Origin of the sequence: uncultured Corynebacterium sp. (assembly GCF_937999985.1) — a bacterium.
GTDB lineage: Bacteria > Actinomycetota > Actinomycetes > Mycobacteriales > Mycobacteriaceae > Corynebacterium.
On sequence record NZ_CALLDG010000027.1, the window covers coordinates 1 to 18,002 of the forward strand.

Sequence of the window (18,002 nt, forward strand, 5' to 3'; positions counted from 1 at the left end):
GGGACATCCGGGCTTTCGCAAGCGCTTCCGTCGGGGCTGAAGGTGGGCCAAGCGGGCTCAAATGACAGGGTGTAGACGGCTTTGGGGCGCGTCGGTGGCAGATCTACGGCGGGTATTCCTCGCCGAGGAATAAGAGTGTCGCCACTGGGGGCTAAGAGTACTGCCGCAGGGGGCTAAGAGTCTCTGCAATGGAAGTTGTACGGGGCGCGAGCCTGGGCATTCCTGGCTAGACTGAACGCGATCGCTCTCGGTGGTGATTTGCCGCACAGCGGAAACGTTGCTCGGAAGCGTTGAGCGGTGGAGACGTCGCGTGGTGAAGTGCTAGGCAGCGGAGGATGCGCCGCCGAGACGGAAGAGTTCGAAGAAACAGCTGGTCAAGGAGGGAAGATGGCGAGCAATGAGCGCCCCGAAGGCGAGGTACAGCCCGCCGGGCAGGCTGGCGCCGGGCAAGCCGACGGCTCACCAGCCGGCATGCAAGCCGGCATGCAGGCTGCCGAGCCCGAAGGGGAGCCGCGAGGCGAAGGTGCCGGCGCTCGCGGCGGCCGTGGCGCCCGTGGCGGACTCGTCGCGGGCCTCGCAGTGGGAGCCGCCGTCCTCGCCATCACGGTCGGTTTGGTGATGGGGCTAAACGGCGGAGATGGGGGCGTCCCTAAGAAAGGCGAAGAGAGCGCACCCGCCGCCAACACCGCCGCCGCGCCCGACAACGACGACAACGGCGGCAACGACAGCACCGACGGCGCAGACGCCACCCCGCCGACCGACGAGGAACAGCAGGCAAAGCTGGACAAGCTGGCGGCGGAAGTCTCAAAGAAGAACAACGTGCAGGTCGGCGTGGCAATCCTCGGGCAGGAAGGCCCTCTGCACGCAGGCAAGCTCAACGAGGAAGGCGCCTGGTCGACGATCAAGGTGCCGATCGCCGGCGCGGTCGAGGAGAAGCTGCGCCACGCGGAAGCTCACGGCCAGCCCGCCCCGCGCGCCGCGATGGAAGCCGACATGGATGCGGCGATCCACTATTCGGATAATGACGCCGCGTTTCGGCTCTGGATGTATGTCGGCGACGGCTCGGACCGTACCGCCTCCTACAAAGTGCGCGACTACATGCGCCGCGTAGGCGACCCGACGAACGCGGCGAAGCAGTTCGAAGATGGGGTTTACATCGGGTTCGGCGCGATTAAGTGGAAGCTGACGGACCAGGTGAAGTTCATGAACGGGTTCCGGTGCATGAATGGCTCCGACAAGGTGTTGGAGCGAATGGGGCACATCATCCCGGAGCACCGCTACGGGCTAGCGAAGATCAAGGGCGCGCAATTTAAGGGCGGCTGGGGGCCGGAGCCGGACGGGCGGTTCATCTACCGCCAGCTGGGGTTGGTGCCCGGCCCGGACGGGGAAATGACCCCCGTGGCGATTATGGCGATTCCCAACGATGGGTTGGAGCCGACTGCGTGGGATGGCGTGGATGCCTTGGCGAAGGAGCTGCCTGACGTGCTGGAAGGCGCTCCGCCGGCGAAGACGAAGGACGACTGCTAGAAAATGCCGATCTGCGCACCCATGGACTCCGCCGAGCGGAGCTGATCCAGCCAACCCGGCGCCCCCGGCCGCACGCGGATAATCGGTCGGTTGGAAGCATCGCCCTTGTTGCGGCCGGCGCGGGCCTCGAAGCGCCCGCGCGCGGCGTGGCCATCCTCGGCAAGGGTCTTCAAGGACCGATCCGGGTGGGCGATATCCTCCCGCGCGGCCTGCAGGAGCTCGATGGTCTGGTCCAAGGCCTCCAGCACGGCGGGGCGGTTGTTCTCCACCATCGCGCGCACCAGGTCCGGATCCGTGCCAGCCACGCGCGTGCCGTCGCGGAAACTTGACGCCGCCAGGCTCAGCGCCAGCGGACCTCCACTATCGCCGGCGACTGCCAGCGCCTCGGCGAGGATGTGCGGCAGGTGGCTGACACGCCCCACGGCGCTGTCATGCCGACGCGCGATGGCGGGGATTACTGCCGCGCCGACCTCCTCGGCCAGCCCGACCACGCGCACCCACGTATCCAGCCAGCGCTTGCTGATCGCGTCGGCTTCGGCGCTGGCGCTCGCGCCGCCGGCCGCCGCCGCGCCCGTACTGCCGACCCCCGGCACGCTAGAACCTGCGTTGGCTGCGCCCGTGCGAGCCCCCGCGAGCTCCCGCGCGTTGTCATACGTCACCACCCAGACGGCCCCTCGGAACAGCCCGTGCATCGTCGCCTGCCAGCCCGAGTTCGCGGTGCCAGCCATCGGATGCCCGCCCACGAAGCGATCGGACATGCCCTTCGCCTCCACGAGGTCGTGCACCTCCTGCTTCACACTGGTCACGTCGGTAAAGCCGCAGGTCGGGGCGTGCTGAGATATGGCGTCAAGAAGAAAGGACAGCGCGGGCATCGGCACGCCAAGGACCAAGAGCGCATCGGCCTCCTCGGCGCGGCGCAGCGTTGCCTCGAGGTCGGCGGACACGTCGTAGCCGTCGCGGCGCGCGCGGGTGACGGTTTTCTCCGACCGATTCCAGCCGAACACGGGCCAGCCGGCGGCCTGCGCATCGCGCATCAGCGAGCCGCCGATCAGCCCCAGACCCAGGATGCACAGCGGACGGCGGTCCTCGGGGAGGGTGCTCAGGCGGTAGTCGGAAGAAATTTCGTGGCTCACGCTACCCAGTGTTCCACAAAGCCGACTAGCGTTGGGGGACATGAGCACCGACAGCTTCGACAACGGCGGCGCCGACGGCAGCGACGGCGGCGCCGACCGTGACAGCCGCGACGGCGGCGACCTGACCTTCGCCGTCTCCGCCATCCGCACCGACGGCCACTGGCACCTGCGCGAACTCCCCACCCGCGCGACGGAAAACCTGCCTGACCTCATCGCGGAGTTGCGAGCCTCGCGCGCAGAAGGCCCGGTCGTGGGGCTGCTGTGCATCGAGGACGACTGGTCCGTTGTGCTTCGCCCGGTGCCGAGCGGCGTGCGGATCCTTCTTAGTGACGCCACCGCCGCGTTGGACTACGACATCGCCAGCGAGGTGCTGGACACCTTGGACATCGACGAGCCTTCGGAAGAGGAGGCCGACGCTTCAGACGACCCGTGGCCCGAAGGCGACTTCGACCTGCTGGAGGACTTGGGTGCGAGCGAGCAGATAATGTCCATCATCTTCTACGACGATGAGCTGTACGGGGCGGAACAGGTTCTGCGCGTGGCGGACGAGCTGGGCTTCGCCGACGAGCTGACGGACCTGGTGGGCGTGGAGCTGGAGTTCTAACCGGTGGGGGTGGAGTCGCAGGAGCGGCACGAGCGCGGGGACAGGGTGTGCGCGCCGGGCGCGCTGCGTTCGGGCGACGCTGAGGCGCGCAGTGAGGCTGAGGCTCAGGTGTGCGTTGGTGGCGGGTTGCCGCAGGCCGGCGAGGATGCGCGCGCGGAAGCGCTGATGCGCCGGGCCCTGGACATCGCCGCGGAGACCCCCGCCGGGGACGTTCCCGTCGGAGCTGTGATTCTCGACCCGGACGGCCGCGAGCTGGGGCGGGGTGTGAACCGGCGCGAAGCCGACAATGATCCCACCGCACACGCGGAAATCCTCGCCATCCGGGAAGCCGTGCGGGAGCTCGGAGACGCCTGGCGGCTGGAAAACTGCACGCTAGTGGTCACCCTGGAACCCTGCGCCATGTGTGCGGGGGCGCTGGTCGGGGCGCGAATTGGCAGCATCATCTTCGGAGCCTACGAGCCCCGCACCGGGGCGTGCGGCAGCGTCTGGGATGTGCCGCGGGAGTCTCCACTGCACTGGGCGGAAGTCCGCGGAGGCGTGCTGGCCGGGGAGTGCGAAGAACTGCTGCGACAGTTCTTCGCCGACCTGCGCTAGGCGCCCTTCGCTGGTCGATCGCTAGACTTTTACGTTGCCGAAGCCTCGAACGGACATCCCAAGCGGATCAGGCCGCGAAGCCCAAGGGAGGGGTGAGGATGCGGAGGATGAGGGGGCGCCAATAAGTGTTATGGAAAAGTAATGAGCGGTTCTGAACAGTGCTTTTGCGTTCAGAATGGGCGTCTGAGGGCTGGGGAGGCGGCTCAGCGGTGGCGAGGAATCCAGAACGACCCTACGTTGGAAATCGAGCGTCCTGGTCGTGCGAATGCTGCGGCTGGGGCGCACAAGTTAGAACAAAGTTAGCGACTAGAAGACACAAGGAGAGATCAATGGATCTGAACAAGGCAAAGGATCTGGCAGGCGAGCACCGCGACAAGATTCAGGACGGTGCCGACAAGGCCATCGACAGCAAGCTGGACGGCGACAAGGCTGACAAGGCTAAGGACGGCCTGAACAAGGGTATGGACAAGGTCCTCGGCGACAAGTAAGGCCTGCTAGAGCTAAGGCCTGCTAGGCGCAAGCCTTCGGCGGTCTCCCATGCGGAGACTTTCTGCGCGGAGGCTAAAGCGCTGAAGCCGCAAGCCCGCTGCGAACTGGTGGAAGTTCGCGGCGGGCTTTCGCATGTGCGGGGCGTGCGCGGGGGACGTGTGGATGCGCGTGCGCGGATGTGTGCGGATGTGTGTGGGGGAAGTGTGCGGATGTGGGTGCGGGGCTCTCGTGTGCGCAGGGTGGGGTTTTGTTGCGAAAAAGTGGGGGTGTTACGCTAGTACGAGTCTGCAATCGCCGACCATGGTGGCGTGTCCGAGCGGCCGAAGGTGCTCGCCTCGAAAGCGAGTGTTGTTAGTAGCAACCGAGGGTTCAAATCCCTCCGCCACCGCCAAAAATTTTTTACCGCGCGCTGTTTTCCGGTTGAACCGGGAGGTGGCGCGCGGTTTTTGCGTGCGCGGGGTTAGGTTTTGCCGGGCGCTCAGTCGCAAGGGGGCGGAAGTGCGCCCGGGGAGCTTCAATTTTGCGTGAGCGGGGTGCGCGGCCGGGTCCGCGAGGCGTGGATTCTGCGGGGCGGGGCGGGCGGCAGCGTCCGCGGGGGTTGGGAGTGCGTGAGCGGGGTGCGCGGCCGGGCGTGTAGGGCTGGGAATGAGGGGGCGCCGAAGCGGAAAATGTCCCAAATCTTCCACTCTGTTTTTATAACTTTCTGTTTCTGCAGGTCAGAAGGTTGCGAAAATTTGCCGCAAATCTGCTACTCGCCGAAAGTGGAAGATTTGGGACATTTGCCCCTTGCGTTGTCTGCGACGGGGAAGTTGGGAAGCACGTCCGGCACGTCCACCTGGAAGCTTTCGCAACACTCGTCACACCTGTCACAACCCACCTGGGCTTTTGGCTACTGTAGGATGTATATTTCGAGAACTGTCTGCGCCGTGGGAAGGCGCAACCACGAACGCAAACGCAAGGTCCTACACACACTCAAAAGCCGGCGGAAGGTCAACCAGTGGCGAAAATCCTGTTTAACCTCGGACGATGGTCCTACCTGCACAAGAAGCGGGTGATTGCCGCCTGGCTGCTGCTGTTCGTCGGCATCGCGGCAGCCGCGCTGGGATTCCAAAAGGGCTTCAACGACGTCTTCGAAATCAAAGACGTGCCCTCCACGCACGCCACGGAAATGCTCCAAGAGAAATTCCCGGGCACGAAAAACCCCGCCGAATCCACCGACGTCAACATAGTCTTCGGAGCCCCCGAGGGGAAGAAACTCGAAGACCCAGAGCTGATGGCGGCAATGGATGAGACGGTGGCGTCATTAAAGAACAACGTGCCCGACTTCAAAGAGGGCATGCAGTTCGGCAACCCCGTAGAGCTCAACGACAAGCTGGGCAAAATGCTCGTCGACCAGATGACGAAGCAGGGCATGCCCGAAGCCACCGCGAAATCCGACGCGGAGAACCTGCGGATGTACTCCGCCGACGGGCGCTACGGCACCATGAGCTTCAGCTACGACGTGCCGCTGCCCGCCGACGTGACCGACGAGGATCGGCAGGCGGTGTACGACGCGATCCAGATCTCACGCGACGCGGGCATGGACGTGGAGGTCGGCGGCCCCGGCTTCGGCGACCCCATCGCCGTCGAGCCGATCTCGGAGATCGCGGGCGTAGTGGTCGCGCTGATCATCCTGTTCTTTACGTTCGGTTCGCTGCTGGCGGCGGGGCTGCCGCTGGCTACCGCGATCGTGGGTGTGGGCATCGGCGCGCTGGTGACGGTCGGTGCGACGGCGGTGCTGCCGCTGAACTCCATCACGCCGACGTTGGGGCTGATGATCGGCCTGGCCGTCGGCATCGACTACGCGCTGTTCATCATGTCGCGCTACCGAGATGAGCTGCGGCAGGGACGGTCGCGCCCAGATGCGATTGGCCTGGCCGCGGGAACTGCGGGTTCCGCAGTGGTTTTCGCGGGTCTGACGGTGACGATCGCGCTGGTCGGCCTGCGCCTGGCGGACATCCCGTTCCTGTCGTACATGGGTTACTTCGCGGCGATCAGCGTGATGGTCGCGGTGGCTGTGGCGCTGACGTTCTTGCCCGCGCTGCTGGGGGCGTGTGGCTCGCGGGTCTTTCGTAAGGACGCCACGTTTGGCGCTCAGTACTCCTCCGCCCTCGTGGGGGAGGATTCGGCGCACGGGTATTTCACGGGCGGTCCGGCGGGCCGCGGGCGTGCGGTTCGCGTCGGCAGGGATGACGGGGCTGACGTGGCTGGCGCTGGTGAAGCTGAGGCTAACGTGGCTGGTGAAGCTGAGGCTGGTGAGGATGAAAGTGTCGCCGCTGAAGCTGCGGCCGGCGCGAGTGCTGCGCGCGCGGTAGCGCGCGGGGAGCACCAGCGCGCGGGCGACGGTCAGCACAAGCAAGGCCTGGCGGGCCGTTGGATCAGGCTGGTCTATAGCTTCCCTGGAATTTCCATTGCGGTGGTGATGCTGGTTCTGGCCGCGCTGACTATCCCGGCGCTGAACCTGCAGCTTTCGCTGCCGAATGATAAGACGGCGAACGTGGACTCCACACAGCGGAAGTCCGCCGAGATGCTCGAGGAGGGCTTCGGACCAGGCCGCAATGCTCCGTTCCTGGTGGTTGTCAACGGCGAGAACGCAAACCCGGATTCGCCGGCGCTCGCTACTTACATTCAGGGCCAAGCGGACGCACAGGGCGCGGAGGCTGGTCAGGGCGCTGGCGACAAGACCAAGGCCGCGGCGCAGGCGTCATTTATCTACGCGATGGAGAACCTCGGCAGCAACATTCATGTGAAGCACGCGCAGCTCATCGGCCAGAGCGAAGATGGGCTCGCCGCGCAGCTGCTGATCACGCCCGTAGGCGGGCCGACCGAGGAAAGCACCGCCACGCTCATCCACGCGCTGCGCGGACAGCAGAACGTGATCGAGAAGGAAACCGGCGTGGACATGGGTATCACTGGCCTGATCCCGATCCAGCAGGACGTCACCGACCAACTGTCGAAGGCCATGCCGATATACCTCCTGCTGGTCGTCGGGCTGGCGCTCGTGCTGCTACTGATGATCTTCCGCAGCATCACCGTGCCGATCATGGCGGCACTCGGATTCCTGCTCTCCGTCGGCGGCGCCTTCGGACTGACCGTGCTGGTCTGGCAGGAAGGTTGGGCCGGGCTGTGGAACTCGCCGGGGCCGCTGATCAGCTTCATGCCGATCTTCCTGATCGGCGTGACCTTCGGGCTGGCGATGGACTACCAAATGTTCATCGTGTCGCGCATGCGAGAACGCTTCAAGCACGAATCCTTCGAGGCCGCGAAGACCTCCAAGTACACGCCCGTCGAAGACTCCGTGATTTTCGGCTTCGGCATGGGTGCGAAGGTCGTGACCGTGGCGGCGCTGATCATGATCGGCGTGTTCGCCAGCTTCATCTTCCAGCCACTGCCGTTCGTGCAGATCTTCGGCTTCGCGCTGGGCGCCGCCGTGCTGTTCGACGCCTTCCTCGTGCGCATGACCTTCATCCCCGCCATGATGGTTCTGCTCGGCAAGGCCACCTGGTACATGCCCAAGTGGCTGGACCGCATACTGCCGACCTTCGACGTTGAAGGCTCGCAGCTGGAGCGCGCCTTCCGCTCCGGCGAGATCCAGCGCTTCGATGACGAAGGGCGTGCGCTGGAGCCTGCGCGTTAGCGGCGGGCCCGGCGCGCTAGCGGTGGCGGAACCGACGCGCTAGCCCAGGCTCGCCGCGCTAGCGGTGGCCGCAGGCACCCGCCCCCTGCGCGGCCATGCCGCGCAGCCGCCGCCAGCCCCCGGAACCCCGGCAAACGCTAGCCCAGGCGCTCCCGCCACGCCGGGCCGTAATAGCGCCCCATGAACTCCTCCCGGAACTCATAGAAACGCCCCTGCTCCATGGACTCGCGAATCCGGTCCACCAACCCCACCATGAAATGCAGATTATGCAGGGTACACAGCGTCCCGGCCAGGTACTCCTTCGCCTTCAACAGGTGGTGAATATAAGCGCGCGAATAATTCTCCGAGACATAACCGCCTACTGCGGCGTCAATAGGAGAAAAATCCCTCTTAAACCGCGCACCCATAAGATTCAACCGACCGTCCAGCGTGTACACGCCACCGCGGCGGCCCAGGCGAGTCGGCGCGACGCAGTCGAACGTGTCCGCGCCGGCCTCAATCGCCGTGAACAGGTCATCCGGCTCCGAAATGCCGAGCAGGTGGCGGGGCTTATCCTCCGGCAGCTCCTCGGCAACCCAGCGGACGATCGTGCCGAGGTTCTCCTTCTCCAGCGCGCCGCCGATGCCGAAGCCGCCGAAACCGCGGTTGCCCTGCGCCTCCGCCTCCGCGGACAGCTGCACCAGCCCGCGGGCCGCCTGCCTGCGGAGATTCTCATACTGCGCGCCCTGCACCACACCCCACAGAGACTGCAGCGGGCGGTGCGTGCGCAAGTCCGTGAGCCGCTGGTGCTCCGCCAGGCAACGGCGAGCCCAGCGGTGCGTGCGTGCGACGGATTGCTCCTGGTAGGGGCGAGTATTCACCAGCGTGGTGAGCTCGTCGAACGCGAACATAATGTCCGCGCCCAACTGGTGCTGGATCTGCATCGACACCTCCGGCGTGAAGCGGTGCTTGCTGCCGTCGATGACGCTGCGGAAATCCACGCCGTCCTCGTCCACCACGGCCATGCGCTTCTTCTGCTGCTGGATGATGTCCGCCTCGCTGCGGCCTTTTGTGTCCATGGCCAGGACTTTCTTGTAGCCCACGCCGAGGCTCATGACCTGGAAGCCGCCGGAGTCCGTGTACGTCGGCCCGTGCCAGTTCTCGAAGGTCGCGAGCCCGCCGGCCTCGTCCACGATGTCCGGGCCCGGCTGCAGGTACAGGTGGTACGCGTTGGAGAGCATCGCCTGCGCGCCCGTCGACCGCACCTGCTCGGGCGTGAGGGTCTTGACCGTTGCTTTTGTCGCCACCGGGATGAACGCTGGGGTGTGGATGTTCCCATGCGGAGTCTTTATGACGCCCGTACGCCCCAGCCCGCCCGCGCTTGCGCTTTCGTTATCGCGCAGCCGGGTGCGCACTTCGAAGGATAGGTCTGCGGCGCCTGCGCCTGCTCCTGCTCCTGCGCCTGCGCTGGCGCCTGCGCCTGCTCTCTGACCAGCGCTAACGTTCGCGCCGTCGCTGGTTGTGCGCTCTCCCGCACGAGCGTCCGCGCTGGTATTTCCCTGATTGTCGGCCATGGCGCCCTATTTTATCCTCCGCTTCCGTTGGCGCCCCTTTCGCGCGGCCGGTTTCCTCTCCCTCGCCGCCAATTCCCTCCCTCGCCGCCGAGTCTCCCTCCCACGCATTGCCGAGTCTCCCTCCCGCTCAGCCAACTCCCCACACCAATTCCTCCCCATTCCCCTGCCCAGGCCCCCGCACTGTCACATGAGTCCCACTGGCCCCACCCTCCGCCTGGGCTTTTTAACTGAGCGATTGCCCCTCGCCCTGGCCTGCCCCATCGGCCCCACTGGCCCCACCAGCCCCGCGGCTGCCAGGTTCCGGGGGTGAGCTAAAACGCGAATGTCCCAAATCTTCCACTTTCGGCAGATAGCAAGTCTGAAGTAAAAATTTATACCCCTTTTGACCTGCGCAAATAGAAAGTTATAAAAACAGAGTGGAAGATTTGGGACATTTGGCTGCCTAAGTGTCGGAAATCTTGCAAAACGGCAATCGCTCGTCAGGCTGATCGGCGCACCCTGAACCCTCTCAGCGCGAAGAAAGTCGCTTAAACGGGCTTAGAATCGCCCTGCCGGATTTGGCGTCCTCCAAGCCGACTCGATGTATGCCCTACCGGCGAATTTATTCCCGCGCTGAGGCTATTCTTCCTCCTTAGGAAAGCAATTGCCTCCAGTCAGGAGCTGCTATTCCCACGCTGGGACGCCTCCCCGGTAGTTGGTGGCGGGGAACTCGAGCCCTTGTCGTGTCATTTGCTGATGGATTCTGCAGATGTCCGCCACGGCACTGCCATCTCGGAAGTTGTTGCGATCCACCCGGTAAATGCGCAGGCCCAGGTTCTGCAGTTTCCGCTCGCGTTCGCGCTCGCTAAGGATCTGCCGCGCGGCGAAAACCTCTTCGTTGATCACGCCACCCGCGACCACCGTGAAGCTGGCGTCCGCGTCAGTCAGGCCGGGCTGGTATTTCCCCTGACCGTCATACTCGATCACCAACCCGCAGGGATAGAAAAAGTCCACGCGACCTGCGAAGTAGCCCTCGTAGTGTAGTTCCACCTGCTGAAGAGGCGCAGGTAGCCCAGCTTCCCACAGTTTCACCTTCAGTTCAGATTCCCGCGGGCTCTCGGAGGCGCCGTTGATCAGTCGAAGAGCTTTCGTGACCTCGCTGAAACCTCGTAGATTCAGCGCTGATTGAAGGTACTCACGAACTTCTGCAATAAATACTTCTGCTGCATCGCTGCCGTACTTCGTCTGAACAATCGACTCTGCTGCCACGACTGCATCCGCCACGCTATGCCACCGGGCTAGGTCGATTATTGAGTCGTGGATGCCGGTTAGGCGAATTTCGCGCGGACCGTTGGCGGTGGTGATCAGTATTTCTTCCGTTCTCTGCCACGAGCCAGCGTGCAGTGGTCGGATGATTCGATTGTCGGAAACCTTGCGAGTTCCCGTCGGCGGGTAGTACCCGATCTCTGCGTTCGGCTCCGCCCGCCCTGTGATCGGTAGCCCGTGCAGCAGCGCCGCGGAGCGGCCGCACAGCACGCCGTTTGTGCAGCTCAGGCCGTGTGCGATCGCGTGGAGACGCACCTTTTCGTCGCGCGGCAGCGCATCCCATTGTGCGCACTCGGCGTAGATCCCCGGCGCAATCTTGTAGTGTCGCCGTCCGCGCGCCAGCCCTCGCCGCGCACCGCTCGGAAGCTCTTTCGCCTCGATGAGCAGTGTTGTTGTCTTTTCTTTCTGACGCCCCCACGCCAACGAATTCACTTTTCCCCCACACGTTGAGCTTTTCCCCTTGGCTTCAAAGTATCGCAGAAAAGTATTGCAGAAAAGTAGTGCAGATCCAGGGGTAGCCTTGCCAGGGAAACTGGAAGACCGGAAGACCGGAAGACCGGACGTAGGAGGCGACGGCATGATGCGAGCAGCGGAGCAGGCGGAGGCTGCGGGCGGGGGACAGCGAGGGGCGGGGCGGTACGCGCCCAGCCCCTCGGGGGACCTACACCTGGGGAATTTCCGGACCGCCGTGCTGGCATGGCTGTTCGCCAAGCACGAAGGGCGCGAGTTCCGGATGCGGATCGACGACATTGATGTTCAACGCTCGTCGGAAGAAAGTGCAAAACAGCAACTACTGGATCTTGCGACTATGGGGATAGCGTACGAGGGGAGGCTGTGGCGTCAGCAAGAGTGCTGGTCAGAGTACGAAAAAGCGCTACAGGCCCTGCGCGAGAAGGGGCTTGTGTACGAGTGCTACTGCTCGCGGAAGGACATCGCCGAGGCGGTCCGCGCGCCGCACGCCGCGCCGGGAGCGTACCCGGGAACGTGCCGCGACCTGGGGGAATCGGAGCGGGCGGCCAAGCGCGCGGAGTTGGCGGCGCGGGGGCGAGTGCCGGCGTTGCGGCTGCGCGCGGGCGTGGACGAGTGGGAAGTGCGCGAGCGGTTCGCCGTGGGAGCGGATGGCGGAAGCGCGAGCGATGGAAGCGCCGGCGGGGTGTACCGCGGGGTGGTGGACGACATGGTGCTGCGGCGCGGCGGGAACGCGCCGAAGGCGTCGGGGGTGCCAGGCGGCGGAGGTGAGGGGGTGCCAGGCGGCGGAGATGCGGGCGCCGGCACGCCGGGCGAGCCGGTGAACAGGGACTATGCCTACAACCTGGCCGTGGTCGTCGATGACGCGCTGGCTGGGGTGGGGCAGGTTGTGCGCGGGGACGACCTGCTGAGTTCCGCTCCGAGGCAGGCGTATCTGGCTCACCTGCTGGGGTTGCCGCCGGTGGAGTATGTGCACGTTCCGCTGGTGCTGGGGCCCGACGGGAAGCGCCTGGCAAAGCGGGACGGGGCCGTCACGCTGCGGGACTTCCCCGGCGGGGCGGAGGGGATGCTGCGGTGGATCGCGGAATCGCTCGGCGAGGCGGTCGACGTCTCGGCGGCGGAAGTGGCGGAAACGGGTGCGGCAGAAACAGTAGGCGCTGAAGTGGGGGTGGCGGAAGTGGCGGAAACGGGTGCGGCAGAAACAGTAGCCGCTGAAGTGGGGGCGGCGGAAGTGGCCGGGGCCGTTGGCGAGCCTGAGGCGGCGGGCGCCGGGGGCATCACGCCCGCCGCGTTGCTGCGGACCTTCCGGCCCGAACTGCTGCCCCGCGAGCCCGTCACCTGGCGCCCCGCGGGAACGCTCGCGGACTAGCTCGCGCGGCAAGCAGGTGGCGCGGAAAGCTGAAGCGTGAAGTAGGCGGGAACTTCCGCCCCTAACGCACCGCGCGCGGGCGGAACTTCGGCGGAATCTTCTTCTGCGCGGCCTTCCGCGCGATCGCGGCGTTCTTGCTCACCAGCAGGCGCGCCTGGCGCAGACGCTCGCGGGCGAAAGTCCGCCGCTCGCCGGACTCCCACGTCTCGTCCACCAGCTTCTTTGCCAGCGCCACCGAATCCGGCGAGCGCTCAATGATCTGCCGTGCCAGTTCCTCCGCCGTAGCCAGCGGGTCCTCCGCAGTCTTAGCCAGGCCTAGCTCCGCGGCGCGCTCCCCGGAGAAGATCTCCCCGGTCATGGCCAGCCGCTTCACCTCGTCAATCGGCAGCAACTGCTTCAGGGACATGATCCCCGACATGTCCGGCACGAGACCCCATTTCGCTTCCAACACTGACCAGTGGGCGTCATTGCTCGTAAACCTAAAGTCCGCCCCACAAGCGATCTGTACGCCACCGCCGAAGCAATAGCCTTCCACCGCGGCAATCACCGGGAAAGGGAGGCGACGCCACGTCCACGGCGCCTCTTGGAATGTGTTTGTGCCTCGCAGGGGACGCGGGATGAAATGCGAAAGCATGCGCGGCGGGCTTTTCAGCGTATCTGCGAAGTCGAGGCCGGCGGAAAAGTTGCCCTCCGTGCCGGAGAGGATGACCACGCGGACGGAGCGGTCGCGGCGGAGCGTGTGCGCCGTGGAGATTAGCTGTTGGAGCAGATCGATCGTGAGCGAGTTCAGCTTGCGGGGGCGGTTCAGGCGGACGTGGACGAGGCCGGGGATGGACTCGGAGTATTCCGTGGTGACGAGCTGGTCGGTGCCGGGGGAACTAGAGGTGCTGGGCGCGGTGGGAGTGCTGCTATCAGTCATGCTCTTCAACCTAAATCACGTCGGACGATGCGGGGTGAGATTTGGGAAACCCAGCGGCGCCCGCGGGTTCGCCGGGGATAGGCAGGGAAAAGCAGTGGAAAAGCAAAACCGGCGCTGGGATCGTTTCCAGATCACCGAGCGCCGGTTTCTCACTACGTGAGATTTGGCGGAGGATGTGCGCGGATTTAGACCCGCCTCGTCCGCTGTCGCATCGACCTACGTAGTCGTGAGTGAAGTGGACGAGGTTCCTTTATGACCCTCAAAGAGGGTGTTTGTCATCTGTGCTTATCGACGGGTCAACGGAGTGTTTTGCTGGCACGGGACTTGGTGCGCCGCCACAGCTTGCGGGCTGCGAGAAGAAGAAAGAGGGCGGCTGCAGCGGATGGAAGCCGGAGCACTCATCGTGGAGAAGTCCGGGGAGCGTTGCCTCCGCCGATCGGGCACCCCCGCCCGGTTGCGCAGCGGCCTCGAGCACGGTGACCTCGATGCCGCTGCGGGCAAGGGTGAGAGCGGCGGAGAGTCCGTTCGGACCGCTGCCGACGACGATCGCGGACGTCACTGCGGGCCGTCATTCACAGCTAGACCCCCGAGCCTCCGCAGCACCTGACAGAGCAGGATGGAACTCACACGGTGGTGTCGTCGGTGCGCGAGCGCTTTCCGGTGTCGCGGCGCCAGAAGTAGATGACGACGAGTGCGACGATGATGAGGATGCCGGCACCGAGGAGCTGCCGCCAAAGCTCTTCACCGGCGATGCCGAAGAACATGCTGACGACGGCGATGCCGATGACGATGAGAACGACGATCCATGCTGCGTTCTTCGTGGAGTAGGGACTCTTGGCCATGGTCGAACCTTTCGATCGAGGGGAGCGGTACATGCCTGCCGGGATCACATGCCCGAACCGGGCGATACCTGCAATTTCCGTCACGGTCAGATTACACCCGGGCTTTGCGGGCAGCACCGCCGCGAGAGTGAACAGCGGGCGAACTCAACCGGGCGGATGTCCAAAGTGGTTAGCGGTGGTGCGTTGGTTCTTTCCTTATGGATAGAACAACGATCAATTGCGACGTCCGCCCGAATGAGCATCGAGCGGGCTCGATTGTGAGCACGATGCATATCAAAACGTCGAGACAGACATCGAGGGCTGACTCGTGTCCTGCATCGTGTTGAGCATCGTGCAGATTGATATTCCTCCCGCAATCGAAACGTGCATCGAGCACTACAACGCGGGGAGGAATCATGCCGCTACCAACGAACCTCTACGACCTTCCACTTGCAGACATGGACGTTAAAGAGGAACCCAAACGACCGAAGAGCGTACGACTTGGACAGCCGCGAGGGCGCGTGACCGAACGCAACGCACGACTGTTGGCATTCATCGGCATGTTCCCAGGAGCGGACGCCGAAGCACTGTCACTACTCAACATAAGCCAGAAGACAGCCATCAGTGAGGGCGGCGGACTCATGAGTGTGCGAGGAACCGAACAGACCTTGCGCAAGCTCTACAACCTCGAAGTGCTAGAGAAGTTCCGTCACGCAGTGACCGGAACGACGAGCTACGGACTTAGCAAACTTGGCTTCGCCTACGCACGCGAGTTCGACTACGAACTAGAGCACGGCGCGAGCATGAACGGCATCAGCATCGAGCGTCTGCGCCACTACCGCATGATCGCACTCGTCGCCGCGCAATTTGCGTCACCCATTGGCTACTTCAAGGAGTCGTTGGGCATCGACCCCGTGGGACTCGACCAGCTCGTCACAGAACACGAGATGCGCGCGGCCTTCGAACCCGTGAAGCAAGGCCTGCGCGAGAACAAGAAGCGTGGCAAGAGCAACGACTACGGCAAGTGGCGTCACGAAATACTCGTACGAAGCTTGAACGACGTGCAAGAGGGACGCATTGAGTGGAGCAACCTACTTGAGGCGCACCCCGTGCTCTACACCATCGGATACCCACGCCGCGAGGAAAGCGTGTTGAAACCTGTGCACCAGCCCGACCTCGTCGTGAACCTCGACCGTGACCGTACGAAGGCCGCGAAGAACTTACTCGTCGAGGTCGAACTGTCGAAGAAGAGCTGGGAGAACTACGACGCAATCCTCGCAACACTTAAGGCCGAACTCGACAAGCCCTACGTGTACAAGCGCGCCGTGTACTTCACCATCGGCCCCGGAGTGGAAACACTCATGCGCAAGGTTGACGCTGCAGGCGACTACGGCCTGTTCAAGTCCGGCAAGCTCGTCGTGCTTCCCATCTGCAACCGCGACGGAGAACCGCTGCAACCCTCGAACCGTATTCGCGTGGAGACGAAGTAATCATGAACGACGTAATCGGCATCTTTGACGACCTACTACGACCCATCTACCAACCACTACTTCCGTACCTCATGCCAGCGCTCATGGTCACCGTCGTGACGCTAGTTGCCGTGAGGTTCGGTCTATCGTGGCTAATCCGTGAGTGGAACCGCCTCATCAACCGCACACCACGTGCACTGCACAAGGTGAAGCGCGAGCTACTGGCGCACACCGACATCGCAGAGATGTACGCACCCGCGCAGCAGTACACACGAGACCTGCGCGAGAAGGAGCGACCTCGACAGTTTGCATGGCTGTCACCGTTCCCCCGTGCTGTGCGGGCGTCAATCAAGCGCAACAACGTGCCAAGTGGGCAGAAGCTCGACGCAAGGGCGCAGATCCGCGCAGCCGCAAAGTGTGTGAAGGTACGGAAACCTGAACCACAAGACAACGTAGCAGGCGACATGGATGCGCACTTCCGCATTGACATGAAGCTAGACGGCCACGACGTAAATGAACTCCACAAGCTGCAAGGGCGCATAAAGGCGCAGCTTGGGCTGCACTCGATCACTCCTCTTGACACGTCGGATAACTTCACCATGAGCTTCATTGCGCATAGAGAAGCGCCGGTGGACATTCTGACAGAGCGCAAGGCAGGCGTGGAGTTCTTCGATGAGAACCCAGCGAAGACCCCGTACCGTATCCCACTTGCAATCAAGGAGGACGGAACTTGCTGGTCGCTCAACACACACCAGACACTCATCTACGGAACATCGGGCTCCGGTAAGGGCTCGCCCATCCAGGGGACAATTAAGCAGCTTGCTCCCCACGTAGCGCGCGGTGTCGTGCAACTCCACGGGATCGACCCGAAGAAGGCGGAACTGAAAGGTTATGAGTTCCTCAATTCAAGCCTGTTTAAGAAGATCACGTCCGGGTTGAAGGATGACGACATGCGCGCTCACGGCGAACATCTTGCAGAGATCATCGACATCCTCGACTACCGCATGAACAACCTCAAGGTGTCGGTGGACGAGAATGACGTGAACCTACAGCGTGACGTTCCGGCCACAAAGGAAACGCCGCTCGTCGTGCTCATCATTGACGAGTACCTGACGCTCTACCGTGGTTTCAAGAAGCTCGGACGTGAAGGTTCGACACACCTCGCAAACATGGAACAGATCATCGCTACCGGACGCTCGTACGGAGTGTTCATCGCGGCTGCAACACAGCGAGCGAGCACCGAAGTACTCAGCGAGATTCGAGACAACATCTCCAACGCAATCGTTCTCCGCCAGAAGAGCGACCACTTCAACGATCTATTCCTCGGAGAGGGCGCAAAGGAACGCGGCTACGACTCCACCTCGATTCCAGCAAGCTCAAAGGCTAACGGTTACGCCACCGCAGGTATCGGGTACGTGCAAGAGGAAAGCGGCGACCCCGTGAAAATCCGCTTCGCATACCTTGGCGACAACGACATCGCACAGCTTATCCGCGACTACGAGCGCGAACACGGACGCGGCGACATCACCGAAACTCAGATTGACGAGTTCGAAGACGTTATGGAGACCGCGTCGCTCGACGACGACTTCCTATTCGAGGACGACGAGAACACAGAGGATGACGGCGACTTCAAGATCGAGGAACTACCGACGCTCTCCGACGACTGACAAACGACGAACGAGGCGGCGGCACCACACAGGTGTCGCCGCCGTTTTCATGCGAGCTACGCACGCAGTTATGCAACGAGCTACGCAACGAGTGGAGCAACGTGCTTGTGGAGCGGAGGTAGAGCGTTAGTTAAAACCATCCACGACCCGATGAGTTTGGCTGATGGAGACCGACTGTAGAAGCGGAACGAGACTCGTGCATCGAGAACTGAACTACGACAGATCGCGACTCGCAACAAGAGCGACGAGCGCAAGGCGGTCGCCCGGAGTTCAAGTGTCAGAACAAAACGGCCCACTGTTTATTACAACCCGTAGCGGTTCATAAACCGATATGGCATTGGACAGTTACCCAACCAACACTCAAAAACAGGAGGCGGGCAAACACATGGACTACACAATCGGCTACGC

General features: G+C 63.5%; 13 protein-coding genes, 1 tRNA gene and 1 pseudogene. 9 read left to right on the forward strand and 6 right to left on the reverse strand.

The genetic code is table 11. The features are described 5' to 3' along the window. The first annotated feature begins 387 nt into the window (after positions 1 to 387). Positions 388 to 1,527, forward strand: a complete 1,140-nt coding sequence (locus tag Q0331_RS01135; protein ID WP_298074128.1) for a hypothetical protein — start codon at positions 388 to 390, stop codon at positions 1,525 to 1,527. Here Q0331_RS01135 and Q0331_RS01140 read toward each other — a convergent pair. Continuing rightward, positions 1,524 to 2,660 (reverse strand): prephenate dehydrogenase, encoded by a 1,137-nt coding sequence (locus Q0331_RS01140; RefSeq protein ID WP_298074129.1) that lies wholly within the window; start codon positions 2,658 to 2,660, stop codon positions 1,524 to 1,526. The genes Q0331_RS01135 and Q0331_RS01140 overlap by 4 nt on opposite strands. A 40-nt stretch (positions 2,661 to 2,700) precedes the next feature. Between Q0331_RS01140 and Q0331_RS01145 the strand changes: the two genes are divergently transcribed. The 5 genes from Q0331_RS01145 to Q0331_RS01165 all read left to right on the forward strand — a co-directional run bounded on the left by Q0331_RS01145 (position 2,701) and on the right by Q0331_RS01165 (position 8,023). Next, positions 2,701 to 3,264, forward strand: a complete 564-nt coding sequence (locus Q0331_RS01145) for a tRNA adenosine deaminase-associated protein (protein WP_298074131.1) — start codon at positions 2,701 to 2,703, stop codon at positions 3,262 to 3,264. Between the two features lie 165 nt (positions 3,265 to 3,429). After that, the gene (locus Q0331_RS01150; protein ID WP_298074148.1) at positions 3,430 to 3,858 is read left to right on the forward strand and encodes a nucleoside deaminase; all 429 of its coding nucleotides are present in this window, start codon (positions 3,430 to 3,432) and stop codon (positions 3,856 to 3,858) included. Between the two features lie 329 nt (positions 3,859 to 4,187). Next, positions 4,188 to 4,346 (forward strand): hypothetical protein, encoded by a 159-nt coding sequence (locus Q0331_RS01155; protein ID WP_193393353.1) that lies wholly within the window; start codon positions 4,188 to 4,190, stop codon positions 4,344 to 4,346. A gap of 303 nt (positions 4,347 to 4,649) precedes the next feature. Beyond that, a tRNA-Ser gene (locus tag Q0331_RS01160) sits at positions 4,650 to 4,738 on the forward strand. A 606-nt stretch (positions 4,739 to 5,344) separates the two neighbouring features. After that, positions 5,345 to 8,023 carry an MMPL family transporter gene (locus Q0331_RS01165; RefSeq protein WP_298074135.1) on the forward strand — a complete coding sequence of 893 codons (2,679 nt, stop codon included), beginning with the start codon at positions 5,345 to 5,347 and terminating at the stop codon, positions 8,021 to 8,023. A 137-nt stretch (positions 8,024 to 8,160) separates the two neighbouring features. Here the strand turns inward: Q0331_RS01165 and tgt are convergent, their stop codons facing one another. Beyond that, a complete protein-coding gene (gene tgt / locus Q0331_RS01170) occupies positions 8,161 to 9,576 on the reverse strand; it encodes a tRNA guanosine(34) transglycosylase Tgt (protein ID WP_298074137.1) in 1,416 nt (471 codons plus the stop codon). Positions 9,577 to 10,239: 663 nt separating this feature from the next. Further along, a complete protein-coding gene (locus tag Q0331_RS01175; protein ID WP_298074139.1) occupies positions 10,240 to 11,313 on the reverse strand; it encodes a hypothetical protein in 1,074 nt (357 codons plus the stop codon). A 145-nt stretch (positions 11,314 to 11,458) separates the two neighbouring features. On the opposite strand from Q0331_RS01175, the gene Q0331_RS01180 reads away from it, so the two are divergent. Further along, positions 11,459 to 12,718: a glutamate--tRNA ligase family protein gene (locus Q0331_RS01180; RefSeq protein ID WP_298074150.1), complete on the forward strand. Its 1,260-nt coding sequence runs from the start codon at positions 11,459 to 11,461 to the stop codon at positions 12,716 to 12,718. Positions 12,719 to 12,779: 61 nt separating this feature from the next. Here the strand turns inward: Q0331_RS01180 and Q0331_RS01185 are convergent, their stop codons facing one another. The 3 genes and pseudogenes from Q0331_RS01185 to Q0331_RS01195 all read right to left on the reverse strand — a co-directional run bounded on the left by Q0331_RS01185 (position 12,780) and on the right by Q0331_RS01195 (position 14,479). Next, positions 12,780 to 13,637, reverse strand: coding sequence for a crotonase/enoyl-CoA hydratase family protein (locus tag Q0331_RS01185; protein WP_298074141.1), 858 nt, complete (start codon positions 13,635 to 13,637; stop codon positions 12,780 to 12,782). A 376-nt stretch (positions 13,638 to 14,013) separates the two neighbouring features. Then, a pseudogene (locus Q0331_RS01190) lies at positions 14,014 to 14,196 on the reverse strand (FAD-dependent oxidoreductase); the annotation flags it as partial. A gap of 64 nt (positions 14,197 to 14,260) precedes the next feature. After that, entirely contained in the window at positions 14,261 to 14,479 is a 219-nt protein-coding gene (locus tag Q0331_RS01195; protein ID WP_108871150.1) for a hypothetical protein, read from the reverse strand. A gap of 395 nt (positions 14,480 to 14,874) precedes the next feature. Here Q0331_RS01195 and Q0331_RS01200 point away from each other — a divergent pair, with 395 nt between their 5' ends. Continuing rightward, entirely contained in the window at positions 14,875 to 15,948 is a 1,074-nt protein-coding gene (locus tag Q0331_RS01200) for a hypothetical protein (RefSeq protein WP_298074144.1), read from the forward strand. Between the two features lie 2 nt (positions 15,949 to 15,950). After that, positions 15,951 to 17,594 carry an FtsK/SpoIIIE domain-containing protein gene (locus tag Q0331_RS01205; RefSeq protein WP_298074146.1) on the forward strand — a complete coding sequence of 548 codons (1,644 nt, stop codon included), beginning with the start codon at positions 15,951 to 15,953 and terminating at the stop codon, positions 17,592 to 17,594. Positions 17,595 to 18,002 lie beyond the last annotated feature (408 nt).